This is a genomic window from Spiribacter roseus (genome assembly GCF_002813635.1).
GTDB lineage: Bacteria > Pseudomonadota > Gammaproteobacteria > Nitrococcales > Nitrococcaceae > Spiribacter > Spiribacter roseus.
In genome coordinates, this window is the sequence record NZ_CP016382.1 from 183616 (window position 1) to 208158 (window position 24543).

Below are 24543 nucleotides of genomic sequence, written 5' to 3' on the forward strand. Positions count from 1 at the left end.
ACGTCCCCGGCTAGGCGCGGATGTACTGCCAGCCCGCCTGCTGCAGACGGGCGATCGCCACCACCGCTGAATCGGTCTCGGCCACGCCGGCGTCATTGTTCAGGCCCTGACGGGTCAGGCTCGTGCGGCAGAGCACCAGCTGCGCGTCGGTGTCGGGGTCGGGGTGTTCCAGCGCCGCTGCCACCGCCGCCGCGTTGGCGATGATGCGCAGCTCCGCCGCCGGCGCCATGGCCCTGAAATTGAGCAGATTGCGGCGCGCCCGGGCCAGCGACCCGGCGGTCGGCGCATGAAAGATCACCCGGTCGGTCATGGCGCGGCCCCTTCGCCGATCAGGCGCTCGACCTCGTGGACGGTCCGGCGGAAGCCGGGATCATCGCGGCGCTCATCCAGCGGCAGATCCACCTCAAGCAGCGCCCGGACCCGCGCCGGCTGACGGGAGCCGGCGTGGCCAAGCACCATGATGCGGTCGCTCAGCAGGGTGGCCTCCTCGATGTCGTGGGTGACGAACACGATGGCGGCCGTGGTCTGGCGGCGCAGGGCGATCAGCGCCTGCTGCAGCCGCCCGCGGGTCATCGCATCAAGGGCCGAGAAGGGCTCGTCCATGAACAGCACCCGCGGCTGGACCGCCAGCGCCCGGGCCAGGCCGACGCGCTGCTGCTGACCGCCCGACAGATGGTGGGGCCAGCGATGGAGGAACTCGCCCAGGCCGACCTGCTCGAGGTGGTGACGGGCGCGTGACTGGCGCTCGGCGCGTGGCACGCCGAGGTTCTCCAGCCCCAGCTCGACGTTGCCGAGGACACGCCGCCACGGCAGCAGGCGCGGCGACTGGAACACCATGGCGCTGTCGCGGGCCTTGCGCGGCGCGTGACGGGGCCGCTCGATGCGGCCGGCCAGTGGCGGCAGCAGGCCGGCGAGGGCGCGCAGCAGCGTCGATTTGCCTACCCCCGAGGGCCCGACGATGGCGATCAGCCCCTGGGCCTGAAGCGTCAGATCGACCCCCTCGAGGACCGGGGCGTCGCCGAAGCCCACGGCCAGCTGCTCGGCGCTCAGTACTGCCATTGCAGGATCCGTCGCTGCAGCATGACGAACACCGCGTCCACCAGGGCATAGAGACCGGCGATGGTCAGCATGTAGACCACCACGATGTCGGTGGCGAGCAGGCTCGAGGCTTCCATCATGCGCTGACCGATGCCGGTGATGCCGAACAGCTCCGCGGCCACCACCGTCATCCAGCCCTGGCCCAGGCCGGCACGCAGCCCGCCGAGGATGCCGGGCGCCGCGGCGGGCAGGGTGATCTTGCGCAGCCGCACCAGCGGCTGGTTCTGCCCGAAAGCCGCGGCAAGCTCCTGATAACCCGGGTCAATGGCATCCACCGCGCTGTAACTGGCGAAGTAGTTGATCCAGAACACACCGATGCTGATGATAAACGCCGCCGCGGTCGGGGTGATGCCAAACCAGATGATGGCGAACGGGATCCAGGCGAGTGGCGGGATCGGGCGCAGCAGCCGCGCCAGCCAGGCATGCACCGCATCAAAGGCGGGGAACATCGCCGCACTCATGCCCACCGCAATGCCCAGGCTCGAGCCCAGCAGCAGACCAATCCCGTAGTGCTGCAGGCTCGAGACCACCATGGTCTGCCAGATGCCGTCACGGATCTCCTGGGCGAGCACGCCGGGGATCGCTGAGGGCAGCGGCACCAGAGTATTCGGGAGCAGTCCCAGCCGCAGGATGCCCTCCCACAGCAGCAGGAACCCGGCGAGTCCCGCCGCGCTCGCGACCAGCCGCCTGCCACGGGGTCCGGCGTCAATCACCGTCGGTCGCCGCCTCGTAGAGCGTGTCGTTGAAAAGCGCCGAAAGATCGACCGGCTTGACCAGGCTGCCCTGGCGGATCTGGAAGTCATGCATCCGGCGGGTGCCCTCGCGGATGGCGGCCGGATCGGCGACGTAGTTGGACGCCGGCGACTGCAGGGCGCGCTCAACGGTGGCCAGCGGGATCAGGCGCTTGCCCACGAACTCGCGCACGTAGGGCGCGACCTCGGTGGGCTGGTCGTTGAGCTGCCGTGTGGCGCGCTCATGCAGGGCCAGCAGGCGGATCAGGGCCTCGCGCTCGTTGGCGATCACCGACTCCCGCGCCGCCAGCACCGCGCCGGGCTGGCCGGGCAGCATGTCGCCGGCGGTGGCCACCACCCGCGCGCCATCCACCCGCTCGCGCACCGTGGTCAGGATCGGCTCAAGCGTCGACGCCCCGTCCACGGCGCCGGCGAGCAGCGCCTGCTGAACCCGGTCGGCGCCCATGGGCAGGATCTCGACGGCATCAACGCCCACGTCCAGTTCCTCGATCAGCCAGTGGCGCAGGACCGTGTCCGGGACCGAGCCCTGGGGAAAGGTGGCGATGCGCGGGCGGCTGCCGGTGCGTTCCTCGAACAGCTCGAACGCCGCCGCGGCATCATCGGGTTCATCGGCGAAGGCCTCGGCCAGTTCCCCGGTGGCCATCAGCCCGATCTGCTCCTGAATGCTCGCGGCCAGCACTTGGATGGGGATATCGCGGCTGCGGCTGACCATGGCCGGGCCAATGCCGAACACCATGACATCGAGCTCGCCCGAGGCGAGGGCCTGGACCATGGCCGGTCCACTCCCAAAACGGGTCAGGGACAGATCCAGCCCCGCCTCGTCCGCCCAGCCCGCTTCCTCGAGCACGAACAGCTGCGCCACCGGCAGGATCGGCATGTAGCCCACCTCGAGGGTCACCGGCGACTCGGCCCGGGGGGCGGCCGCCGTCAGTGCCAGCACCGCCCCCAGGGCGAGGGCGATCAGTGGGTTGCGGGTCGAACGGTTCAAGCGCTGGTGGGCAGACATACGGGTTCCATCGCTGATCAAACCCCAAAGCTTACTCAGTCTGAGCACTCCGCGTTAAATAACGAACTGGAATATCCATATTCCCGCCGCCCTGGGACTCGCGCCGGGGCCCATCCGGGTTATCCTGTCGGGTGTCAGTCAGTGCCAGCCATGTGAGCGAACGCCATGCTCTTGATGATCGACAACTACGACTCGTTCACCTACAACCTGGTCCAGTATCTGGGCGAGCTGGGCGCGGATGTCGAGGTCTATCGCAACGACGCCATCGATCTGGCGACCATCGAGCGCCTGCAGCCCGAGCGCATCGTCCTGTCGCCGGGGCCCTGCACGCCTGACGAAGCGGGCGTCTCCATGGCGGTGGTCGAGCGCTTTGCCGGGCGGCTGCCGATCCTGGGGGTCTGTCTGGGCCATCAGGCCATCGGCCAGGCGTTTGGCGGGGCGGTGATCCGCGCCCAGACCGTGATGCATGGCAAGACCTCGTGGGTGCATCACCGCGATCAGGGGGTGTTCGCCGGGCTGCCCAACCCGCTCGAGGCCACCCGCTATCACTCGCTGGTGCTTGAGGCGGCGACCCTGCCGGCCTGCCTCGAGGTGACGGCATGGACCGAACATGCCAACGGCGATCGCGAGGAGATCATGGGCGTGCGCCACCGCGAGCTGGATGTCGAAGGGGTGCAGTTCCATCCCGAGTCCATCCTCACCCGCACCGGGCACGATCTATTGCGCAACTTTCTAAGGAGTCAGCATGGAGATGCAGGCGGCGATCCGACGGGTGATGGCCCGCGCTGATCTTGACCACGCCGAAATGACCGCGGTCATGCAGCGGATCATGACCGGCGAGGCCACGGGGGCACAGATCGGCGGGTTTCTGATCGGTCTGGGGATGAAGGGCGAGACGGTCACCGAGATCGCCGCGGCGGCGGCGGTGATGCGCGAGCTGGCCATGCGGGTCGAAGTGGATCGCACCCATCTGGTGGACACCTGCGGCACCGGCGGCGACGCCCGCGGCACGTTCAATATCTCCACGGCTACCGCGTTTGTGGTGGCGGCGGCCGGCGGTCGGGTGGCCAAGCACGGCAACCGCTCGGTCTCGAGCGCCTCGGGCAGTGCCGATCTGCTGCAGATCGCCGGGGCGCGTCTCGATCTGGAGCCCGCGGCCGTGGCCGAGTGCATCGACACCGAGGGCGTGGGGTTCATCTTCGCCCCGCAGCACCACCAGGCCATGCGCCATGCCATCGGCCCGCGCCGCGAGATGGGCGTGCGCACCCTGTTCAACCTGCTGGGACCCCTCACCAACCCCGCGGGCGCTCCCAATCAACTGCTGGGCGTCTATGACGCCGCCTGGGTGCGGCCCATCGCCGAAGTGCTGCGCACCCTGGGCAGCGAGCGGGTGATGGTGGTGCATTCGGAAGACGGTCTTGATGAGATCAGCATCGCCGCCCCCACCCGGGTGGCGGAACTGCGCAACGGCGAGGTACGTGAATACACGATCCGTCCCGAGGACTTCGGCCTGGAGTCGGCTTCGCTCGAGTCGCTGCGGGTGGATTCCGCGGAGCGCAGCCTCGAGGTGATCAAGGCGATCTTTGACGGCCTGCCCGGTCCGGCGGCGGATCTACTCGCGCTGAATGCCGGTGCGGCCATCCATGTGGCGGGCCTTGCCGACCACCTTGGCGACGCCGTGGCCCATGCCCGCGGGCTGCTTGCGAGTGGCGAAGTGCGGACCCGTTTCGACCGGTTCATCGCCACCAGCCAGCGACTGGGGGCAACGCCATGAGCGCTGGCCCGGATACCCCCGATATCCTGCGCCGGATCATGGCCCGCAAGGCCGAGTCGGTGACCGAGCGCCAGCGCCAGGTCAGTGCCACGGCGCTTGAGGCCCGGCTGGGCGAGGCACCGCCGGTGCGGGGTTTTCGCGCGGCCCTCGAGGCGCGCATCGGCGCCGGCCATGCGGGGGTGATCGCCGAGGTCAAGAAGGCCTCGCCCAGCAAGGGGGTGCTGCGCGAGGCCTTCGACCCCGCCGCCATCGCCCGCAGCTACGAGCACGGCGGTGCGGCCTGCCTGTCGGTACTCACCGAATCGGCGTTCTTCCAGGGCGCGGACGCGCATCTCGAGCAGGCCCGCGCCGCCTGCCGCTGCCCGGTGATCCGCAAGGATTTCCTGTTCGATGACTACCAGGTGCTCGAGGCCCGGGTCCTGGGTGCGGACTGCATCCTGCTGATCGTGGCCGCGCTGGATGACGCGCGACTGCGCGGGCTCCACGACCAGGCCCGGGCGCTGGGCATGGATGTGCTGGTGGAGGTGCATGATGCCGCCGAGCTGGATCGGGCGCTGGCGCTGGACACGGACCTGATCGGCATCAACAACCGCGACCTGCGCACCTTCGAGACCACCCTGGAGACCACCGCCCGACTGGCGCCCGCCGTCCCCGACCACGTGCGGCTGGTGACCGAGAGCGGCATTCATCACCGCGACGATGTCAGCGCCATGCGTGCGCGGGGCATCGACGCCTTCCTGGTGGGGGAGGCCTTCATGCGGGCCGATTCCCCCGGTGATCAGCTGGCCGCGCTGTTCGGCTGATCAGCGCGCCTCGTGCACCACGATGGTCCTGCCGCGGGCCGAGATCAGATCATCGGCCTCCATGTCGCGCAGCACCCGGCCGACCATCTCCCGCGAGCAGCCCACCAGCCGGCCGAGCTCGATGCGGGTGATCTTCAGCTGCATGCCCGCCGGGTGGGTCATGGCATCGGGCTGGCGGGCGAGGTCGTGGAGCGTGGCGAGCACCCGGCCGCGGACGTCCTCGAAGGCCAGTGAGCGGAACCGGCGGTTGGTGTCGCGCAGCCGGCTCGAGATCTGCTCGATCAGCGGCTGCAGCACAATGGCATGCTCGGCCTGCACCCGCGCAAAACCGGCATAGCTGATCTCGGCGAACTCACAGGTGGTGCGGGTACGGATCCAGGCGCTGCGCTGCGGCGCCTCCAGGAAAAGCCCCATCTCGCCGATGAAATCTCCCGGGTTGAGATAGGCCAGAATCAGCTCCCGCCCGTCGGGCTCTTCCTCGAGCACGCTCACCGATCCGCTCAGCAGCAGGAACAGCCGGTCGCTGCTCGAGCCCTGATGGATCAGCGTGGAATGGGGTCGATAGCGGCTGCGGCCGCAGTGGCGCAGCAGCTCGATGATCGATGGGCGCTGGAAAAAGCGGTAGCTGGCCGGTGACATGGGAACCTCCCTGTTTCCTGGAATCGCATCGGTCAATCGGTTCTTGGACGTTATACTCACCGGCGGTAATCGGATATGACCCATATGGAGGGGTCCAGAATGGGGGGTGAACCGTGAAAGCGCATGTACGCTGGCTTGATGGGATGGCATTCGAGTCGGAATCCGGCAGTGGCCACCGACTAACGGTGGATGGCCCACCGGATCTGGGCGGCCAGGGCAGGGGCCCGCGGCCAATGGAGCTCATGCTCCAGGGCCTGGGGACCTGCTCGGCGGTGGATGTGGTGTATATCCTCGAGCGCGGTCGCCACGCGGTGACGGGCTGCGAGGTGGATATCGAGGCAAGTCGCGCGGAGACACCCCCCAAGGTGTTCACCGCGATCCATCTGCATTTCCGGATCAGCGGGCACGCGCTCAAGGACGCCGCGGTGGAGCGGGCCGTGAAGCTGTCCGCCGAGAAATACTGCTCGGCGTCGATCATGCTGGCCAAGGCCTGCACGGTCACCCACAGCCATGAGGTGGTCGCGGCTCCGGGCACCGGGGATGGCTTGTCGCCGTAAATCGGTTTCTGTACACTCCACGATCTTAATTCGGGCGCGTTGACTTCGGAGAAACAGCACCCATGAAAACGTTTAGCGCCAGAGCCGAGACGGTCCAGCGTGACTGGTATGTCGTCGACGCCACCGGCAAGACCCTCGGACGACTCGCCTCTGAAATCGCCTATCGGCTTCGGGGCAAGCATAAACCGGAATTCACGCCGCACGTTGATACGGGCGACTATATCGTTGTGGTGAATGCCGAGCAGGTCGATATCACCGGCCGCAAGGCGGAGCAGAAGATGTATCACCGTTTCACGGGATATGTCGGCAACATGAAGTCGACGAACTTCGCGACGCTGATCCAGGAGCACCCGGAGCGGGCCATCGAGTTCGCGGTCAAGGGCATGCTGCCCAAGGGCCCTCTCGGCCGGCAGATGCTCGGCAAGCTCAAGGTTTACAGCGGTGGCGAACATCAGCACCATGCCCAGCAGCCTCAGGCGCTGGAAATCTGAATCGGAGCGACGATAACCGATGGCAGTCCAACAGTATTACGGCACCGGCCGGCGCAAGAAGTCCTCGGCCCGTGTGAACATGCGGCCCGGCAACGGCCAGATCACCGTCAACGGCAAGCCCCTTGACGAGTACTTCGGCCGCGAGACCGCGCGCATGGTGGTGCGTCAGCCCCTCGAGCTGACCGACACGACGGAAAAGCTCGACATCAAGGTGAGCGTCTTCGGTGGTGGCTCGAGTGGTCAGGCCGGCGCCATCCGGCACGGCATCACCCGCGCGCTCATCGACTACGACGAAGCGCTCAAGGGCGGCCTGCGCAAGGCCGGCTACGTGACCCGCGACGCCCGGATGGTCGAGCGTAAGAAGATCGGCCTGCACAAAGCGCGCCGCGCCACGCAGTTCTCCAAGCGCTAAAGGGTTTATTGGGGGATCGTCTAGCGGTAGGACTACGGACTCTGAATCCGTCAACCCAGGTTCGAATCCTGGTCCCCCAGCCATCCATGAAAAGGCCCCCGTCAGGGGGCTTTTTTATGGATAATTGAGTACCAGGTTCAAAGTCGACCGCGGGCAATGCGATTATGAAAATCGAACTCTATGGCCGGCTCCGCGAAGTCGCCAGCACTCAGACCGTGGAGCTGTCCGTCGACACACCCTGCACCATTGCCGAGGCATTGACCGCGCTGGTCCGCCAGTATCCGGCGCTGGCCGACACTCTGCCGCGTGTGGCGTGTGCGGTGGGCGACGAGATGCGAACCCGCCAGGACATCCTGCAGGGCGACGAAACCCTGGTGTTATTGCCGCCGGTGAGCGGCGGCTGATGTATGCTGTGAGGTTGTGCATGCAGACGCCCGGGAGTAGCCGCCTTGACCGATCCTCTTGCCGAATGGATCTCGACCCACGGTGAGGCCGTCCTCTGGGCGGACTTCCCGCGCGAGGCACTGGAGGCCGGTGAGCGCCTGATCCAGTCACGGGCCGTGCTCGACTGCAGCCCCGGGGGGCAGGGGTTTTTCGCCCGCGTCCAGGCCGATCGCCGCCACATCCACTCGGTGGACATCCGGGTCCATCCACTGCCCTCGCACCGGCCCCTGACCCCGCTCTGCAGCTGCCCTGAGGGCGGCGCCTGCGGGCATGCCGTCGCCGCGATCCTGCACTACCTGGGCCGCACGGCACCGGCCGGGCTGACCCGCGCCAACCCGGCCGTCACCCAGTGGCTGGATCGCGCCCGCCGGCTTGCCGCCGAGTCGCATTCATCGGCGACGCCACGCGGCGAAGCGCTGATCTATCTGCTTGACCGCGACGCCAGTGGTCGCCTGACCGTGACCCCCCAACGCGCCCGATTGCGCCGGCACGGCGGCTACGGGCGGCTGTTGCCGTTTGCCGGGATGCGCCGGGCGCCCGAAGGCCTGCTGACGGCCGCCGACCGACGATTGCTGCGCCTGCTGCCCGAGACCGGCTGTCCCGTGAATCCGGACGATGCGTACTTTCTGCTGCAGGCGCTGGCCGCCACCGGGCACGCCCACTGGCAGCAGCCCGACGCCGCCGCCATTCAGGCCGCACCGGCGATTGAGGGGGCCTTCGCGTGGCAGACCCTCGCCGATGGCAGTCAGCGCCTGACCGTGGACGCCGGCGCCGGGCGTCTGGCCCTGGCCGCGCAGCCGCCGCTGTGGCTGGCGCCGGCAAGCGGCACCTTTGGTGTCATCGACACGGGTCTGGCGCCGGCGCTGGTAGCCGAACTCCAGGCCGGCCCGGTGGTCGCCCCCGAGGAGGTCCCGGCGGTGGCCGCCAAGCTGTCTGACGGGCGTCTGCCCATTCCGGTGCCCGAAGCCCCGCAACGGCGCCGTGTGGAGGGCGTGCAGCCGGTCCCCGTCCTGCGCCTGACGCGACTTGGCGACACCCGCCGGCCGGCCCGCGACGAGCGGGGCGAGGCCGTCGCGGAACTGCACTTCGATTACGATCAGCATCGTATCGATGCCGAGACCGGGGGCGACTGGCTGTCGGTGTTCGAGGGCGGCGAGATCCTTGATTACCCGCGGGACACCCGTGCCGAGACCCGCGCCCTGCAGCGCCTTACCCAGGCAGGCCTGCACGCCACCGGCACCATGGCCGAGGGCCGCCGCGTGCCGGATCACACCCGCGACTGGCGCAAGATCGTTGTCGAAACCCTGCCCGAGCTGGAGGCCGAGGGCTGGCGGGTGAGTGTGGAGCGCGGCTTTCCCTGGCGGGTGGTCAGCCCCGATCAATGGCAGGCCGAGACCCGGTCCAGTCAGCCCGGCTGGTTCAGCTTTGGCATGACCCTTGAGGTGGAGGGCGAGCACCACCCGCTGATGCCCCTTCTGCTGGCGCTCATCCGCGAACACCCCGAGGCCATGGCCACCCGCCATCTGGACACCATCGATCCCGACAGCAGCCTGCTGGTGGACCTGGGTGATGGGCGCCTCGCGCCGGTTCCCGCGCGCCGGCTGGTGCCCCTGCTCAAGGGGCTGACCGAACTCTATGACCCGACCACGCAGTTGCGTGACGGCCAGCTCGTCCTGCCCACCGCCCGCGCGGCGGTGCTGGATGATCTTGAGCGGGCCGAGGGCCATGCCCTGCGCTGGCGGGACGAGGCGCAGGTGCGGGGTCTGGGGCAGGCCCTGAGGCATCCGCCGGCGGAGACCGACGTACCGGTGACGCCGCCGGGTCTGCGTGGCGAACTGCGGCCCTATCAGCGCGAGGGCGTCGGCTGGTTGCAGCACCTCTCGCGGCTGGGCCTGGGCGGGGTGCTGGCCGATGACATGGGGCTTGGCAAGACCCTTCAGGTGCTCAGTCATCTGCTCATGGAAAAGGCTGCCGGCCGCACCCAGGCGCCCAGCCTGATCGTCGTGCCCACCAGCCTGCTGTTCAACTGGCAGCGCGAAGCCGAGCAGTTTGCCCCGACACTGCGCGTGCTGCGGCTGCATGGGCCGCAGCGCCACGCCGACTATGCCCGTCTGGGTGAGCAGGATCTGGTGCTCACCACCTACAGTCTGGTGGTGCGCGACATCGAGCGGTTGCAGGCACAGGCCTGGCACCTGCTGGTGCTGGACGAGGCGCAGGCGGTCAAGAACCCCCGCGCCCAGGCCGCCCGGGCAGTGCGCACGCTGAGCGCCGGGCAGCGCCTGAGCCTGACCGGCACACCGCTGGAGAATCACCTGGGCGAGCTCTGGTCGCAGTTCGACTTCGTCCTCCCGGGGCTACTGGGACATGCGGCCGCGTTCAAGCGGGTCTATCGCCGGCCCATCGAAGATGACGGCGACGACAGCCGGCTGGCGGCGCTGCGCGCGCGGGTGGCGCCGTTTCTGCTGCGCCGGACCAAGGCCGCGATCGCTGAAGAACTGCCGGCGAAGACCGAGATCCCGGTCTACGCCGAGCTCAGTGGCGATCAGCGCGCCCTCTACGAGCAGCTACGCCTGGGGCAGGAGCCGCGCATTCGGGAAGCCCTGGCGCGCCCCGATCAGCCCCAGAACCGGATCCAGATCCTCGACGCCCTGCTCAAGCTGCGCGAAGTCTGCTGTGACCCCCGATTGGTGCGCGATGCACCGCAGACCGCCCATCGTTCGGCCAAGCTCGAGCGGCTGCTCACGCTGATCGACGACCTGCGCCAGTACGACCGCCGCATCCTGGTGTTCTCGCAGTTCACGCGCATGCTCGACCTGATCGGTGCGGCGCTCACCGCCCGCGGCATGACCTATGCCCGGTTGACCGGCGAGACCCGCGATCGCGAGGGCGCCGTCCAGCGTTTTCAGTCGGGCGAGGTGCCGATCTTCCTGATCAGCCTCAAGGCCGGCGGGACGGGGCTTAACCTGACCACGGCGGACAGCGTCATCCACTACGACCCCTGGTGGAACCCGGCCGTCACCCGCCAGGCGACGGACCGCGCGCATCGCATCGGCCAGGATCAGCCGGTGTTCGTCTACCACCTGCTGACCCGGGATACGGTGGAAGACCGCATTATGGCGATGCAGCGGGACAAGGCCGATCTGGGCGAGCGCCTGCTGGGTGATCAGGATGCCTCGGCGGTGAGTGCCCTTGATGCCTCCACCCTTGAGACCCTGTTCCAGCCCCTGGGCGGCGAGGACCCGGCCCAGGACTGAGCGGGCACAGGACGCAGCCTCAGCCCGCCCGCAGCCGCCGCCAGAGGCGCCCGTCGATGACCGCCAGACCCACGAACAGGATCCCCATGCCCGCAAACGCGGTGGACCCCAGTCGCTCGTCAAGGAACACCGCCCCCAGGGTGATGGCGGAGACCGGCACCAGAAACGTCACCAGCGACATATTGTTGGCGCCGGCCGAGGCCAGCAGGCGGAAGTAGAGGAGATAGGCCACGGCGGTGCATAGCAGCGAGAGCCCCAGCAGCGCGCCCCAGCCCGACAGCCCCGGCGAGAGTGTCCACGGCTGATCGACCACCAGCGCCACGGGCGTGAGCCAGACGGTGGCGGCGGTCAGCATATAAGCCGCATTCACCAGCGAGGGGGTGTCCTTGAATCGCCGGCCGTAGTGCACCGCGAAGCCGTAGCAGATCGTCGCCCCCAGCACCGAGAGCTGGCCCAGGCTATAGGGATCGATCCTGCGCAGCAGATCCGGGCCCATGAGCACCGCCACCCCGGAGAACCCCAGCAGAATGCCCAGGGCACGGGCCGGGGTGAGCCGCTCATCACTGCCGATCAGCAATCCCACCAGCATCGCCCAGATCGGCGTCATCGCATTGATGATCGAGGCGAGGCCACTGGGGATCTGGGTTTGCCCCCAGACAATGAAGGAAAACGGCATGGCGTTGCTGATCAGGCCCAGCAGCAGATAGCGGCGGACCAGCGAGGCGTTGAAGGGCAGGGGAACACCGCGCAGCCGGGCGATCACCAGCAGCGTCATCGCCGCCAGACTGACTCGCCCCAGCACCACCGTGAACGGCGGCAGGGTCTGCAGCGCCAGCTCAAAGAAAAAGAAGGATCCGCCCCAGACAGTGGAGAGGATGATCAGGAGTAGCCAGTCGCGGGTGTTCATGGCGGGCAAGCCTAGGCCGCCAACCCCGCCGCGTCCAGCGCAAACGCACAAAAAAAGGCGGCCCGAAGGCCGCCTTTGAAGGCTCTAACTGCTGGGCAGTTTTAGAAGCCGTACCAGAGGGACACGGCGTAGCCGTTGCCCGCATCATTCGCCTTGTCGGCGGAACGGTACTCGAGCGAGGTGTAGACGTTGTCGGCGATGTCGTAAGTCGCGCGACCGATCACCTCGGTGCGGTTCGACTGGCCATCAACATCTACGCTCTGAGCACCCAGCTGCAGCGAGCCGAAGTTGTAAGAAGTGCTGGCATACACACCGGCAATCTTCTCATCCTGGCCGTCTTCGATCTGGCTGTTGACGTAGGTTGCACTCAGGTCGACAACATCGATGCTGGTGACCGCCGCCAGACCGTAGGCACCGTCGGAGTTCTTGTCCTGCAGGTTACCGGCAGTGTACGCAGCATGCACACGCACCGGATCGAGGTCGGCGTAGGCCGCCACGTTGACACTGCTGGAGTTGCCAGTATCCGTCTTGGCCTGTTCATCGTCACCGGCCAGCTCAGACTCAATCTCGAAGCCGAAGCCGTCGAAGTCCGGGGAAGCGTAGTTGAGGATGCGAGTCCGCGTGATGGCGTTCGAGAACGTGAACACCAGCGCGTCGTTGTAGTCACGGACGACGTCGATGTAACGGTACATCAGGTTGTCGTTCTTGCCGTAGGTGACGGAGCCGAAGTCGCCGCTAAGCGTGGCATGAGCCACGTGGGTGCGGACGCCGGCGTCGTTCTCAGTGGTGTCTCCGCCCTGAGTTTGAACAACGGCATTGCTGTCGGCGAAATCACCCAGACCATTCTGCGGACGCAGCTGGTAGTACAGCGAGGCGGTCATGCCGTTCACGGCGGCCTTCTCGGCGGTGAAGATCAGGCGGCTGGCGTCGCCGTAGCCGTCGGTGCTATCGCCGTTTGCATCCTTGGTGTTCGTGTAGAACGGATAGAACGCACCACCAATGCCGACCGTGGTCGTGTCATTGATCTGGAAAGTGGCGGCGGAGGCCGCGCCGGTGCCCAGCAGGGCCGCGATGGCCAGGGCGCTAGTTGTCTTCTTCATCATGGTTTCCCCCATATGGGATAGGTTTTGAACAATCGTGTCGGGTAGCTACCCCGACTGTTCGTATTGTGTGCTGGTCAGTGCCGGCGTTGTGTTTTTGCCACAAATGCCATGCAACTGTTGCGCACGAGTTGGAAGGTAGCCTAGTTTCCGCCCCCATGCAAACCCCTTTGTCATCAACAAGGGCATAATTTTTCAGGGGCTTGGGCGATAACCATGAGTGGCTTCTGCGACTCGTTGTTTGCGCGCAACGCCCCACGCATCACCAGGAGCCGGCCATGACCGATACCGAGATCCCGCTTGAGACCCAGCTGAACACCGAAACCGGGCCCATTCGCTGGGCCGAGCTTGAACGCCATTTCGCCCGCGGGGTGGTGGTGCGGGTGGACCCGGCGCTGGATCTGGTGGCGGTGGCGGCGGCGTTCGTGCGCGATGACGAGCCGACAGTGATGAGCTGGATGACCGCCGGGCAGGTCGCCCGGGCCAGTACTGATGAGGCCCAGGACTGGCACCAGCGCGATCCTGACCTGTGGGCGGTGGTGGCCGCCCCGTGGGTGCTGGTTCAGGAGCCGGCGGTGGGGGCCTGATCGCGCATGCGATCGGCGAACAGTGACCGGGCCTTGTCCAGCTTGGGGTCAATGACCATCTGGCAGTAGGGCATGGGCGCGTTGCGCAGGTAGTAGTCCTGATGATCGCCCTCGGCCGGGTAGAACGCCGTCAGCGGTTTGACCTCGGTGACGATGGGCGCCCGGAATGCCCCCTCGTCGGTCAGGCGCTGGATGTGCGCCTCGGCGGTCCGGCGCTGCGCGTCATCGGCATAGAGCACGATGGACCGGTATTGCGGCCCCACATCCGCACCCTGGCGGTTGGGGGTGGTCGGATCATGGATGGCAAAGAACACCGCAAGCAGGGTGTCAAAGTCGATGACCGCCGGGTCGTAGTCCACCTGCACCACCTCGGCATGCCCGGTGCGGCCGGTGCACACGCTGCGGTAGTCCGGGTTGGGGGTATCGCCGCCGGCATAGCCGGATGTCACCGAATGAACGCCGTCGAGGCGCTGGAATACCGCTTCGATGCACCAGAAGCATCCGCCGCCCAGTGTTGCTGTCGCCATTCAGTCTTCCTCCGCGGTTGGATTGGCAAAGGCCTCGCCGTGGCCCTGCATGTGGGCCTGATGGTCCTGCTCGAGCGCCCAGCGCACCGTGGGAAACGCCAGTTCGTCCCAGGGCAGTTCCGAGTAGTGGAACAGCCCCACGCTCTGCGATTCCGGGCCCGCCTCGACATGCGGGTCGGTGAGCACGGCGCGATAGATCAGCTGGACCTGATGAATGCGTGCCAGACTGTAGACCGCGAGCAGGCCAGTGAGTTTGAGCTGGGCCCGCGCCTCTTCCCAGGCCTCGCGCCGGGCGCCGGTCTCGGCGGTCTCGCCCAGCTCCATGTAGCCCGCGGGCAGGGTCCAGTAGCCGATCCGCGGCGGGATGGCCCGGCGGCACAGCAGGATGCGCTCATCCTCGGCGCGGGCCACGACGCCGACCACGATGCGGGGGTTTTCGTAGGCGATGAAACCGCAGTCGGGACAGGTGAGCCGTTCACGATCATCGCCCTCGGGGATCTGGTAATGCCGGGGCCCGACCGTCGGCTGCTCGGAGTCGCTCATAATGGAATCTCTTGCGCGGTTGTCGGTCACTGAGAATAACAGAGCCGCCGCACCAACATGATGGGAGGGCCTGCATGGCCGATATTGCCTTTGAGTCGCTGAGCCGCTGGTACGGCGAGACCCCGCGACGCACTGTTCTCGATCAGGTCTCGGGCACCATCCAGGCGGGCGAATTCGCGGTGGTGGTGGGGCGTAGCGGCTCGGGCAAGTCGACGCTGCTCAACCTGCTCGGTGGGCTGGAGTCGCCCAGCGACGGGGTGGTGCGCATCGATGGCACCGACATCGCCCGCCTTGATGATCGGGCGCTCACCGCCCTGCGCCGGCGGCGCATGGGCTTTGTGTTCCAGGCCTACAACCTGATCCCGACACTGTCCGTGGCCGATAACCTGCGCCTGCCGCTCAGCCTCAACCGCCTGCCGGAAGACGGTCGGGTCGAGCAGTGGCTCGAGCGGGTCGGCCTGGCCGGGCGGGGCGGCGACTGGCCGGATCGCCTCTCGGGCGGCGAGCAGCAGCGCGTGGCCATTGCCCGGGCGCTGATCCACGCCCCGGATATCATTCTGGCCGACGAGCCCACCGGCAACCTTGATCTGGACAACGCCGAGCGCATTGTCGCGCTGCTCGACCGGCTGTGCCGCGCCGAGGGGCGCACGCTGGTCATGGTCACCCACGCCCAGGAGGTGGTGGGGCTGGCCGATCAGCTGCTCACCATCCGTGAAGGCCGGCTGGTCGACGCCGAATGACTCGACTGATCGGGCGCATCGGCCGCGCGGACCTCGCGCGGCATCCCCTGCAGACCGGGCTCGCCATGCTGGGCGTGGCGATCGCCGTGGCGGTGGTGGTGGCCGTGGACTTGGCCAACCACTCGGCGCGCGAGGCCATGCGCGTGTCGCTGGAATCGGTCACCGGCAGTGCCACCCACCAGGTCGTCGGCGGCCCGGCGGGCGTCGACGAACGGCTCTACACCCGACTGCGCACCGAGATGGGCCTGCGCCGCGCGGCACCGGTCATCCAGGGCGGTGTGGTGCGCGCCGACGGCAGTGGTCGTGCCCTGACCCTGCTGGGGGTGGATGCCTTTGCCGAGGGCCCGTTCCAGCGCCCGCTGGGCGCCACCAACAACCTGGGGGACGCCTTCAACGACCTGATGCTGCGCGATGATGCCGTGGTGGTCGGCCAGGGCGAGGCCAAGCGCCTGGGCGTGACCGCCGGCGACCCCCTCGATCTGCTCATTGATGGCGCGCGCCACACCGTCACCGTGGTGGCGGTGGTGGACGATCCCGACGATCAGGCCCGCGGGCTGGTGCTCGCGGATATCGCCGCCGCCCAGACATTGCTGGATCAACACGGCCGGCTGGATCGCATTGACCTGATGGTGGATGAGGCCCGGGCCGCGGCACTGGCCGAGACCCTGGGCGCGGGGGTGCGCATCGTGCCCGCGGCGGCCAGCGCCCAGTCGGTGCTGCAGATGAGCCTCGCCTTTCAGATCAACCTGACCGCGCTCTCGCTGCTCGCCGTCGTGGTGGGCGCGTTCCTGGTGTTCAACACCCTGAGTTTTCTGGGCGTCCGGCGCCGGGCGGCCATCGGCATCCTGCGCGCCATGGGGGTGCAGCGGCGCGAGATCATCGGGCAGATGATCGGTGACGCCCTGCTGATCGGGTTGATCGGCACGCTGGCCGGGCTCGCCCTTGGCTATGCGCTGGCGCATGGGCTGGTGGGACTGGTCCTGCAGACCGTCAATGATGTCTATTTCGCCCGCGCCGCGGGTGATCTGGTGCTCTCGCCCTGGAGTCTGGCGGCGGGCCTGCTGGTGGGCCTGGGCGGATCGGTGCTGGCGGCGGCCGCGCCGGCCCGGGACGCCGCCGCCACGCCCCCGCGGGCGGCGCTGTCGCGGGCTGATCTGGAGCAGCGCGCCCGGCGCCTGGCGGGCCGTGCCGGCTGGATCGGTGGCAGTGCCCTGCTGCTGGGGGCGCTGGTGATTGCGGCGAGCGACGGCCTGGTCGCCGCCTTTGTCGGGCTGTTCGCGGTCATCCTGGGGGCCGCGTTCATGGCCCCGGCCATCATCCTGAGCGTCGGCGCGCTGTTGCGACCGCTGATGCGCGGCCGGCCGGTGGGCGGGCTCATCGTCGAAGGGGCGGTGGCTTCACTCAGTCGCACCGGGGTGGCGGTCGCCGCGCTGTCGGTGGCGGTGGCGGCGGTGATCGGGGTGGCCGTGATGATCGCGAGCTTCCGCGCCAGTGTGGTGGACTGGCTGGAAGGCTCGCTGGCCGCGGATTTCTATGTTTCGTCCCCGGCGGATCTCAGCGACTCCCGGGCCGACCGCCTGGCGGCGCTGGATGAGGTGGCCTTTGTCAGCCGCTCGCAGTGGTACGACCTGGCCACCGCGGACGGGCCGGTTACGATCTGGGCGCTGGGCCTGCCCGAGGGGCGCCAACCCTCGGTGGACATCCGCCGGCCCGAGCGTGCCGCGGCGCTGGCGGCCTATCGCGGGCAGACGGCGGTGCTGATCAGCGAGCCGTTTGCCGTCCGGCGCGACCTGGCGCCCGGCGACACCCTGCGGCTGCCGGTGGGCGAGTCGCGCCAGGCATTGACCGTAGCGGGCGTTTATCGCGATTACGCCTCGCCCACCGGCGCGGTGCTCATGCGGCGTGATCTGTATCGCGATCTCTACGACGATGCCGGGCTGGCCGGGATCGGCGTGCATGCCCGTGACGGCGCGGACCGGCAGGCGCTGATCGGCCGCCTTGAATCGGCTCTGGCCGGGGTGCCCGGGGCGCGGGTCACCGACAATGCCGCGGTGTTCGAGCAGTCGCTGCGCATCTTCGATCGCACCTTCGCGATCACCGAGGTGCTGCGCTGGCTGGCCGGGCTGGTGGCCTTCGTCGGCGTGATCTCGGCGCTGATGGCCCTGCAGCTCGACCGGTTGCGCGAGTTTGCGGTGCTGCGGGCCGTGGGGCTGGGCCGCGCCGGGCTGGCCGGGCTGATCAGCGGGCAGAGCGCATTGCTGGGGCTGATCGCCGGGCTCTGGGCGGTGCCGCTGGGCGTGACGCTGGCGGGGCTGCTGGTGTTTGTCATCAACCGCCGGGCCTATGGCTGGACCATGGGCTTTGAGCTGCAGGCCGGGCCGGTGGTCGAGGGCGTTGCCTTGGCGGTGGTCGCGGCGCTACTCGCCACGGTCTATCCGGCCTGGCGGGCCACACGGCTGCGGATTGCCGCGGCGTTGAAGGGGGAGTGATGCGCAATCGACTGGATGCGGGGCTGCTGGGACTGGCCGGACTGCTGGTGGCGGCCATTGTGATCGGGGCGGTGCGCTTTGGGGGCACACCGGCGGGTGAGCCCGCCAGCGACGGCGCCCAGAGTCTCGCCGCCGCCATGGGCCCGAGCGCCAACGCCGATGCCTTCGCCCGGGTCACCGGCCCACGGCCGCTCGACTTTCCCGCCGATCATGGCGCGCATCCCGACCACCGCACCGAGTGGTGGTATTTCACCGGCAACCTCACCAGTCCGGCGGGCCGCGACTACGGCTTTCAGCTGACGCTGTTCCGCACCGCCCTGGCGCCGGAGGCGGGCGATCGGCCCTCGGACTGGGCGACCCGGCAGGTCTGGATGGGGCATTTCGCGGTCACCGATGTGACGGCCGGCACGCATCGGGCGGTGGAGCGCTACCAGCGCGGGGCCCTGGGGTTGGCCGGCGCCACCACCCGACCGGTGCGGGTGTGGCTGGATGACTGGCAGATCCGCAGCGAGGGCAGCGAGGCGCTGTTCCCGCTGCGGGTCACCGCCAGCGCCCCGTCGCGCGGGATTGGCATCGATCTGGCCATTGCCGCGCAGAAACCGCGGGTGCTGCAGGGGGATCGCGGCTACAGCCGCAAGGGTGAGGAACCGGGCAATGCCTCGCGCTATTACTCGTACACGCGTCTCGCCGCCGATGGCGAGGTACGCTTTGCCGATCAAACCCATGCCGTTACCGGCAGTGCCTGGCTGGATCGTGAGTGGTCCACCAGCGCGCTGGATGCCGATCAGGCGGGTTGGGACTGGTTTGCGCTGCAGCTCGACGACGGCCGCGATCTGATGGTCTATCGCCTGCGCCGGCAGGATGGCAGCACAGACCCCCGCTCCGCCGGGATCCTGGTGGGGCCCGCCGGGCAGAGCCGGCGCCTGAGCGCCGAGGACTTCCGTCTGACGCCGACGCGGGAGTGGCAGAACCCGCGCACCGGGTCGCGCTATCCGGTGGCCTGGCGCATTCAGCTGCCGGATGAGGGCATCGACCTGCGGGTCAATGCCCGTCTGGATGACCAGGCGATGCCCACCACCGTGCGCTACTGGGAGGGCAGCGTCGCGGTGACCGGCAGCGCCAGCGGCGTGGGCTATCTGGAGATGACCGGCTACTGACCGGCGTCGCCGGTCTCCTCCTCCCAGGTGCCCTCGACATCCACCGTGCCTTCCTCGAGGGCGGCGATCATCGCGTCCACGCCGCCGTCACGGCCGGCCTCGGCCTGCAGCGCGTCGCGGAACACCAGCAGCATGCTCACGCCGCGGGTTTCGATGTCGAAGACCCGCCAGCGATCATCGCGCTTGTAGAGCTGGATGCGCAGCTCGAGCGTGTCGATGTCCGGGCCCTGGGCAATGGCGTTGACGATGGCGCGGTCGTCCTCTTGGGTGACCAGGCGCAGGTCGACCTCACCCTTTTCGGCAAAATCCACGGCCTCCTGAGCATAGCGCTGCAGCGCCCCGGCGTAGAGGTTGGCCACCCGATCGGCAAGCGCCGTGGCGAGCCGCTCGATCTCCGCCGGCTCAGCGGTGCGCGCCGCCGGGCCCATGGCAAACCGGGCCATCAGCTGGGTATCTACCCAGGGACGCACCCGGCTGTTGAACAGCTCGACCGCCGCCGCGCGATCGTTGGCCAGCGTCTCGCGCTCGTCGACAATGCGATTGAGGGCTTCGGTGACCACGTAGTTGACCACCGCCTTGGGCGCCTCGGGCGGCCCCTCGTCGGGGGTGGTGGCGCTTGCCTGCACCCCGGTGGCGGGGATCAGCAGCGCGGCGATCAGGGCCAGCAGGGTCCGGGCGAGGGGGCTAGATCTTGTCATGGGCGCGCTCCAGCAGATGATTGAGGTACTCCAGCCGCAGCCGAGAGGTACGGATCCGTGTCGCCAGCCCCGGGTCGGGGTCGGGCAGGATCTCGAGCAGATCGGCATGAAAGAATACGCCGAAACTGTCGATGTAGTGCAGGTGATGATTGCGGTCGAGGACCAGATTGTCGATGCCGTAGAGGTCGAGCACCCGGTCGTCCTCGCGGTACCAGCGCTCGGCGCTGCCGATGAAATGCGCCAGGGCGTCGCGCAGGCGGGGGTCGCGGGCGATCATGGGCGCGAGCTCGGCCTCATTGCCGGGGTTGGCCACGTCAAACCAGCGGCGGATGTTGGGTGCCATGGCGATCACGCTCGCCTCGCCGTCAATGTGGGTGCGCACGAACACCGTGGGCGGGACGATGTCACCCAGGGCGGCGCGCAGGCGCTGGTGGTCGCGGTTGAGGACGGCCACCTCGCGGGCCGGCGTGGCCGTCCGTGGGATCTTGATGATCCGGTCCACCGGCTGGCGCTCGCCGTCCCGGCGGACGCTGCCGCTGCTGCGCCAGACCTCGCAGTGATAACCCGCGTCGGAGACCAGCGTGGCGGGCAGTCGATCGGTGCGCAGGCACGCGATGCGGTTGTCGATGCGGTCGTCTTCGCGGGCCATGGCTCAGGCGACGGATGCCGGCCGGCGCTGCTGGTGCCAGAGTGCGGAGACCGCCGCCAGGGCGAGCGCCGCGGTGACCGCCATGACACCGACCATGGTGATCAGCGGCCCGGCCGTGATGAGCCCCACCAGCGCCGCACTGACCGCCCCCAGACTGAACTGGGCGACGCCGAACAGCGCCGAGGCCGCCCCGGCGTGGGCCGGGTAGCGATCGAGCAGTCCGGCCACGGTGTTGGCGGCGATGATGCCCACCGTGCCCAACGCCACGAACAGGGGCGGGGTGATCAGCCACTGCGCGGTCACCCCGCCCGCCACCAGCGCGACCAGGGCGGCCGTGGCGCTCGCCATGATCAGCACTCCGGCACTCAGCATGCGCCGGTGGCCGTAGCGCATGACCAGCTGGCCGTTGGTGAGGTTGCCAATCAAAAGCCCCACCACGTTGAGGGCGAAGTAGTAGCCGAACTGCGCCTGCGAGACGCCGAACACCTCGGTGTAGACGAACGGGCTGCCGGCGACATAGGCGAACAGCGCGGCGAAGGCCATGCCGCCGGCGCCCAGATAGGCGAGGCTGACCGGATCCCGCAGGATGGGGCCATAGGCCATGAACAGCTGCCCCAGCCGGGCATCCGGGCGCCGCTCCGCAGGGTGGGTTTCGTATAGCGCGATGAGCAGCATGGCGGTGCAGATCACCGCGAACAGGGCGAGCACTGCGAACACCGCACGCCAGCCGAGCTGCGAGCTGATCCAGCCGCCCAGCACCGGGGCGATGAGCGGCGCCATGGTCATGACCAGGATCACGAACGACATCATGCGCGCCGCCCGTCGGCCCGAGTACAGATCGCGCACCACGGCGCGGGCGATCACCGGCCCGGCCGCCGCCCCGAAGCCCTGGATCAGCCGGCCGACCAGCAGGGCCTCGATGCCGGTCGCAAGACCGCATATCAGCGTCGCCGCGCCATACAGTAAAATACTGGCCAGCAGCGGCCGGCGCCGGCCGTAGCGATCGGCAAGGGGGCCATAGAAGAACTGCCCCAGTGCCAGTCCCACAAAGAACAGCGCCAGGCTGAGCTGTGTCTGCCCGGCACTGACCCCCAGGTCCGCCTCGATCAGCGGCAGGCTTGGCAGGTACAGGTCGATGGACAGCGGGGCGAACGCGGTGATCACGCCCAGAATGATGATCATCGCCACGCCGTCGGGGCGGGCGGGCTTGATGGGTCCGAACAAGGGTGAGGGCCTCCTGGCGCCAAAGAGCAAGCGAATTCCGGCCGCTTGCATCTGTCAGTATACCGTAGCGTAGTGGAGGCCAGTCAGGCCGAGGAGTTCCTTCGCGTGGCACGTTCACGACCCCTTCCCGAACCCGCCGATGAATGGCCCGTCGAGCGCATGGCGCAGGCCCTCGAGGCGCACGCCCCGGCGCTGGTGATCACCGGCGCCGGGGTGTCCACCGGCTCGGGCATTCCGGATTATCGCGACCATCACGGCGTCTGGAAGCGCGGCTCGCCCATGCAGCTGGCCGAGTTCACCGGTCACGAGTCGGGTCGCCGGCGCTACTGGGCGCGCAGCCTGGTGGGCTGGCGCACCGTCGAGCAGGCCCGACCCAATGCCGCCCATCGGCGGCTGGCCGAACTCGGCGCCCGTGGCGTGGTGGGCCCGGTGATCACCCAGAATGTCGATGGCCTGCACCAAGCCGCCGGCAGCCCGGCGGTTCACGACCTCCACGGCCGGCTCGATCGCGTCGAGTGCCTGGACTGCGGCCGGGTTATCCCCCGCGCCCATCACCAGAGCCAGCTGGAGGCGGCCAACCCCGGCTGGGCGGCCGCGGCCCGGTCCCCGCAGATGACCCCGGATGGTGATGCCGAGCTGGGCGATGTCGACTACGACGATTTCGTGGTGCCGGCGTGCGAGGCCTGCGGTGGCATGCTCAAGCCCGCAGTGGTGTTTTTTGGTGAGACGGTCCCCAAGGCCCGGGTCGCCGCCGCCTTCGCCGCCCTTGAGTCGGCCGGCGCGCTGTGGGTGGTGGGCTCCTCCCTGATGGTCTGGTCGGGCTACCGGTTCGTGCGCGCCGCGGCGGCGGCCGGCAAGCCGGTGTATGTGCTGGGGCTTGGCATCACCCGCGGCGACGCCGAGGCCAGCGGTCGGGTGACCGCGGACTGCGCGAGCGGGCTTGCCGCGATCATCCAGTCCCTGTCACCCCGCCGGGCGGTGGGCTGATGGCGAAAAAGCCGCTGCCCAGCAAGATCTGCCCGGTCTGCGGCCGGCCGTTCAACTGGCGACGCAAGTGGGCGCGTGACTGGGAGAACGTGCGCTATTGCTCGGAACGCTGTCGGCGCAGTCGATGAGCGCGCAGCTTGTCTGGTACAAGCGCGATCTGCGCACCGCCGACCATGCGCCGCTGGCACGCGCCATGGCCGAAGGGCCGGTGCTGCCGGTGTATGTCATTGAGCCCGACTACTGGCGCCAGCCGGACACCGCTCAGCGCCACTGGGCGTTCATCCGCGAGAGCCTGATCGAACTGGATGCGGCCCTCGCCGAGCGGGGCCTGCGCCTGTGGGTGTTCGAGGGCGAGGCCATGGTGATCTTTCGGTGGCTGAATGCCGCGCTGGGCGGGATCACCCTCCACGCCCACGAGGAGACGGGCAACGCCTGGACCCATCAGCGTGACCGGGCGGTGCGACGCGGCTGCCGCGAGGCCGGTATCGCCCTGCATGAGGTGCCGCAGTTCGGCGTCGTCCGCCCGCTGGCGAGCCGCGATGAATGGGCCGGACACTGGGAGCGGCGGATGAAGGCCCCGCCCGTGTGCCCGCCGGCGACCGCCCGGGCGCTTGACCCGGGCGCGGCGGTGCACGCCGCCGCCATCCCCATCGATCGGCTGCCGGCCGAGCGCGGCTGGGGGCGGATTGACTGCCCGGGCCGTCAGCCGGGCGGTCGGGCCGCTGGCGAGTCCCTGCTGGCCAGCTTTCTGGCCACCCGCGGCGAGACCTACCGCCAGGGCATGGCAAGCCCGGTGTCCGCCGGCGAGGTCTGCTCGCGGCTCTCGCCGCATATCGCCTACGGGACGCTTTCGCTGCGCGAGATCGTGCAGACCCATCGCCGCCGCTGGATGGCACTGAAGGCCGAGGCGCCGCGCTCGCACTGGGCGCGGTCGCTCAAGTCGTTCGAGTCGCGCCTGCACTGGCACTGCCATTTCATCCAGAAACTCGAGGACGAGCCGGCGCTTGAGTGGCGCAACATGCACCGCGGCTACGACGGGCTGCGGGACGAGTCGCAGACCGATCCCGAGCGCCTCGCCGCCTGGATCGAGGGCCGCACCGGTCTGCCCTTCGTCGATGCCTGCATGCGCCAGCTGCGGGCCGAGGGCTGGATCAACTTCCGGATGCGCGCCATGCTCGTCGCCGTATCGAGCTATCACCTGTGGATGCACTGGCGTGAACCGGCACAGGCGCTGGCGCGGCTTTTTACCGACTACGAGCCGGGCATCCACTACTGCCAGTTCCAGATGCAGTCCGGCACCACGGGGATCAACACCCTGCGCATCTACAACCCGGTCAAGCAGTCCCGCGATCAGGATCCGGACGGCGCCTATATCCGCCACTGGCTGCCGGCGCTGGCCGCCGTGCCCGGCGAGTGGATTCACGAGCCCTGGCGGATGCCCGGCGGGCTGCAGCGGCGCTACGGTGTGCGTCTGGGGCGGGATTACCCCTGGCCGGTGGTGGATCACGAGCAGGCCGCGCGGGACGCCCGGGCGCGCATCAAGGCCCACCGCGAGCAGCGGGATCTGGCCCGGGAATCGGCCCGAGTGCGCCGCCAGCACGCCAGCCGCAGCCCCGCCCCCGAGCGGCCGCGCTCCGGCCGGCGCCGCCCGCCGCCGGGGCAGGGCACGCTGGATCTCTAGTCCCTGGAACAAAAAAACCGCCGA

The 24543-nt window shown here is 68.8% G+C and carries 27 protein-coding genes and 1 tRNA gene; 16 read left to right on the top strand and 12 right to left on the bottom strand.

Features of this window, described 5'->3' with window-relative positions:
* Nucleotides 1-10: 10 nt before the first annotated feature.
* The 4 genes from BBH56_RS00930 to BBH56_RS00945 are packed head-to-tail and all read right to left on the bottom strand — an operon-like array spanning nt 11 to nt 2838.
* Complete coding sequence (locus BBH56_RS00930) at nt 11-310, bottom strand: hypothetical protein (RefSeq protein WP_110882450.1); 300 nt, start codon at nt 308-310, stop codon at nt 11-13.
* On the bottom strand, nt 307-1059 hold the full coding sequence (locus BBH56_RS00935; RefSeq protein WP_148121628.1) for an ABC transporter ATP-binding protein: 753 nt from the start codon (nt 1057-1059) through the stop codon (nt 307-309). Before BBH56_RS00935 ends, BBH56_RS00930 begins: the two co-directional genes overlap by 4 nt.
* On the bottom strand, nt 1047-1811 hold the full coding sequence (locus BBH56_RS00940; protein WP_235011832.1) for an ABC transporter permease: 765 nt from the start codon (nt 1809-1811) through the stop codon (nt 1047-1049). The genes BBH56_RS00935 and BBH56_RS00940 overlap by 13 nt, the downstream gene beginning before the upstream one ends.
* Nucleotides 1804-2838 (bottom strand): ABC transporter substrate-binding protein, encoded by a 1035-nt coding sequence (locus tag BBH56_RS00945; protein ID WP_318262561.1) that lies wholly within the window; start codon nt 2836-2838, stop codon nt 1804-1806. The genes BBH56_RS00940 and BBH56_RS00945 overlap by 8 nt, the downstream gene beginning before the upstream one ends.
* Nucleotides 2839-3021: 183 nt before the next feature.
* Here BBH56_RS00945 and BBH56_RS00950 point away from each other — a divergent pair, with 183 nt between their 5' ends.
* Genes BBH56_RS00950 through trpC form a run of 3 tightly spaced genes read left to right on the top strand, consistent with a single transcriptional unit; the run spans nt 3022 to nt 5433 of the window.
* Nucleotides 3022-3645 (top strand): anthranilate synthase component II, encoded by a 624-nt coding sequence (locus BBH56_RS00950; RefSeq protein ID WP_148122698.1) that lies wholly within the window; start codon nt 3022-3024, stop codon nt 3643-3645.
* Nucleotides 3602-4630, top strand: coding sequence for an anthranilate phosphoribosyltransferase (gene trpD / locus BBH56_RS00955; RefSeq protein WP_148121631.1), 1029 nt, complete (start codon nt 3602-3604; stop codon nt 4628-4630). The genes BBH56_RS00950 and trpD overlap by 44 nt, the downstream gene beginning before the upstream one ends.
* Nucleotides 4627-5433 (top strand): indole-3-glycerol phosphate synthase TrpC, encoded by an 807-nt coding sequence (trpC, locus tag BBH56_RS00960; protein WP_148121632.1) that lies wholly within the window; start codon nt 4627-4629, stop codon nt 5431-5433. Before trpD ends, trpC begins: the two co-directional genes overlap by 4 nt.
* Here the strand turns inward: trpC and crp are convergent, their stop codons facing one another.
* Nucleotides 5434-6072 carry a cAMP-activated global transcriptional regulator CRP gene (gene crp, locus BBH56_RS00965; RefSeq protein ID WP_144347144.1) on the bottom strand — a complete coding sequence of 213 codons (639 nt, stop codon included), beginning with the start codon at nt 6070-6072 and terminating at the stop codon, nt 5434-5436. It abuts the gene before it with no gap.
* A gap of 113 nt (nt 6073-6185) precedes the next feature.
* Here crp and BBH56_RS00970 point away from each other — a divergent pair, with 113 nt between their 5' ends.
* From BBH56_RS00970 to BBH56_RS00995, 6 genes are all read left to right on the top strand, one after another.
* The gene (locus tag BBH56_RS00970) at nt 6186-6629 is read left to right on the top strand and encodes an OsmC family protein (RefSeq protein ID WP_144347145.1); all 444 of its coding nucleotides are present in this window, start codon (nt 6186-6188) and stop codon (nt 6627-6629) included.
* A gap of 62 nt (nt 6630-6691) precedes the next feature.
* A complete protein-coding gene (rplM, locus tag BBH56_RS00975) occupies nt 6692-7120 on the top strand; it encodes a 50S ribosomal protein L13 (RefSeq protein ID WP_110882459.1) in 429 nt (142 codons plus the stop codon).
* A 19-nt stretch (nt 7121-7139) separates the two neighbouring features.
* On the top strand, nt 7140-7532 hold the full coding sequence (rpsI, locus tag BBH56_RS00980; RefSeq protein ID WP_110882460.1) for a 30S ribosomal protein S9: 393 nt from the start codon (nt 7140-7142) through the stop codon (nt 7530-7532).
* Nucleotides 7533-7541: 9 nt separating this feature from the next.
* Nucleotides 7542-7615, top strand: a tRNA-Gln gene (locus BBH56_RS00985).
* 81 nt (nt 7616-7696) lie between these two features.
* Nucleotides 7697-7936, top strand: coding sequence for a MoaD/ThiS family protein (locus BBH56_RS00990; RefSeq protein WP_148121633.1), 240 nt, complete (start codon nt 7697-7699; stop codon nt 7934-7936).
* Between the two features lie 45 nt (nt 7937-7981).
* On the top strand, nt 7982-11230 hold the full coding sequence (locus BBH56_RS00995) for a DEAD/DEAH box helicase (RefSeq protein WP_148121634.1): 3249 nt from the start codon (nt 7982-7984) through the stop codon (nt 11228-11230).
* Between the two features lie 19 nt (nt 11231-11249).
* On the opposite strand, the gene BBH56_RS01000 is transcribed toward BBH56_RS00995, so the two are convergent.
* Nucleotides 11250-12137, bottom strand: coding sequence for a DMT family transporter (locus BBH56_RS01000; protein WP_148121635.1), 888 nt, complete (start codon nt 12135-12137; stop codon nt 11250-11252).
* A gap of 101 nt (nt 12138-12238) precedes the next feature.
* The gene (locus tag BBH56_RS01005) at nt 12239-13240 is read right to left on the bottom strand and encodes a porin (protein ID WP_157809038.1); all 1002 of its coding nucleotides are present in this window, start codon (nt 13238-13240) and stop codon (nt 12239-12241) included.
* Nucleotides 13241-13515: 275 nt separating this feature from the next.
* Here BBH56_RS01005 and BBH56_RS01010 point away from each other — a divergent pair, with 275 nt between their 5' ends.
* A complete protein-coding gene (locus tag BBH56_RS01010; protein WP_110882465.1) occupies nt 13516-13824 on the top strand; it encodes a DUF2288 domain-containing protein in 309 nt (102 codons plus the stop codon).
* Here BBH56_RS01010 and msrA read toward each other — a convergent pair.
* Nucleotides 13800-14351 (bottom strand): peptide-methionine (S)-S-oxide reductase MsrA, encoded by a 552-nt coding sequence (gene msrA, locus BBH56_RS01015; RefSeq protein ID WP_144347151.1) that lies wholly within the window; start codon nt 14349-14351, stop codon nt 13800-13802. The two genes, BBH56_RS01010 and msrA, sit on opposite strands and share 25 nt — an antisense overlap.
* Nucleotides 14352-14894, bottom strand: a complete 543-nt coding sequence (locus BBH56_RS01020; RefSeq protein WP_110882467.1) for an NUDIX hydrolase — start codon at nt 14892-14894, stop codon at nt 14352-14354.
* A 74-nt stretch (nt 14895-14968) separates the two neighbouring features.
* On the opposite strand from BBH56_RS01020, the gene BBH56_RS01025 reads away from it, so the two are divergent.
* Genes BBH56_RS01025 through BBH56_RS01035 form a run of 3 tightly spaced genes read left to right on the top strand, consistent with a single transcriptional unit; the run spans nt 14969 to nt 19280 of the window.
* The gene (locus BBH56_RS01025) at nt 14969-15634 is read left to right on the top strand and encodes an ABC transporter ATP-binding protein (protein ID WP_148121637.1); all 666 of its coding nucleotides are present in this window, start codon (nt 14969-14971) and stop codon (nt 15632-15634) included.
* Nucleotides 15631-18123 carry an ABC transporter permease gene (locus tag BBH56_RS01030; RefSeq protein WP_148121638.1) on the top strand — a complete coding sequence of 831 codons (2493 nt, stop codon included), beginning with the start codon at nt 15631-15633 and terminating at the stop codon, nt 18121-18123. The genes BBH56_RS01025 and BBH56_RS01030 overlap by 4 nt, the downstream gene beginning before the upstream one ends.
* The gene (locus tag BBH56_RS01035; protein ID WP_148121639.1) at nt 18123-19280 is read left to right on the top strand and encodes a lipocalin-like domain-containing protein; all 1158 of its coding nucleotides are present in this window, start codon (nt 18123-18125) and stop codon (nt 19278-19280) included. Before BBH56_RS01030 ends, BBH56_RS01035 begins: the two co-directional genes overlap by 1 nt.
* On the opposite strand, the gene BBH56_RS01040 is transcribed toward BBH56_RS01035, so the two are convergent.
* From BBH56_RS01040 to BBH56_RS01045, 3 genes are read right to left on the bottom strand one after another with little or no spacing between them, the layout of a single operon-like run.
* Nucleotides 19274-19978 carry an MlaC/ttg2D family ABC transporter substrate-binding protein gene (locus BBH56_RS01040; protein ID WP_157809039.1) on the bottom strand — a complete coding sequence of 235 codons (705 nt, stop codon included), beginning with the start codon at nt 19976-19978 and terminating at the stop codon, nt 19274-19276. The genes BBH56_RS01035 and BBH56_RS01040 overlap by 7 nt on opposite strands.
* A complete protein-coding gene (locus BBH56_RS09540) occupies nt 19965-20627 on the bottom strand; it encodes a hypothetical protein (protein WP_157809040.1) in 663 nt (220 codons plus the stop codon). The genes BBH56_RS01040 and BBH56_RS09540 overlap by 14 nt, the downstream gene beginning before the upstream one ends.
* 3 nt (nt 20628-20630) lie before the next feature.
* Entirely contained in the window at nt 20631-21851 is a 1221-nt protein-coding gene (locus tag BBH56_RS01045) for a Bcr/CflA family multidrug efflux MFS transporter (RefSeq protein WP_318262562.1), read from the bottom strand.
* 105 nt (nt 21852-21956) lie between these two features.
* Between BBH56_RS01045 and BBH56_RS01050 the strand changes: the two genes are divergently transcribed.
* Genes BBH56_RS01050 through BBH56_RS01060 form a run of 3 tightly spaced genes read left to right on the top strand, consistent with a single transcriptional unit; the run spans nt 21957 to nt 24519 of the window.
* A complete protein-coding gene (locus tag BBH56_RS01050) occupies nt 21957-22838 on the top strand; it encodes an NAD-dependent protein deacetylase (protein ID WP_318262564.1) in 882 nt (293 codons plus the stop codon).
* Nucleotides 22838-22966: a DUF2256 domain-containing protein gene (locus BBH56_RS01055; protein WP_144347159.1), complete on the top strand. Its 129-nt coding sequence runs from the start codon at nt 22838-22840 to the stop codon at nt 22964-22966. Before BBH56_RS01050 ends, BBH56_RS01055 begins: the two co-directional genes overlap by 1 nt.
* Nucleotides 22963-24519 (top strand): FAD-binding domain-containing protein, encoded by a 1557-nt coding sequence (locus BBH56_RS01060; RefSeq protein WP_148121642.1) that lies wholly within the window; start codon nt 22963-22965, stop codon nt 24517-24519. Before BBH56_RS01055 ends, BBH56_RS01060 begins: the two co-directional genes overlap by 4 nt.
* Nucleotides 24520-24543: the final 24 nt, after the last annotated feature.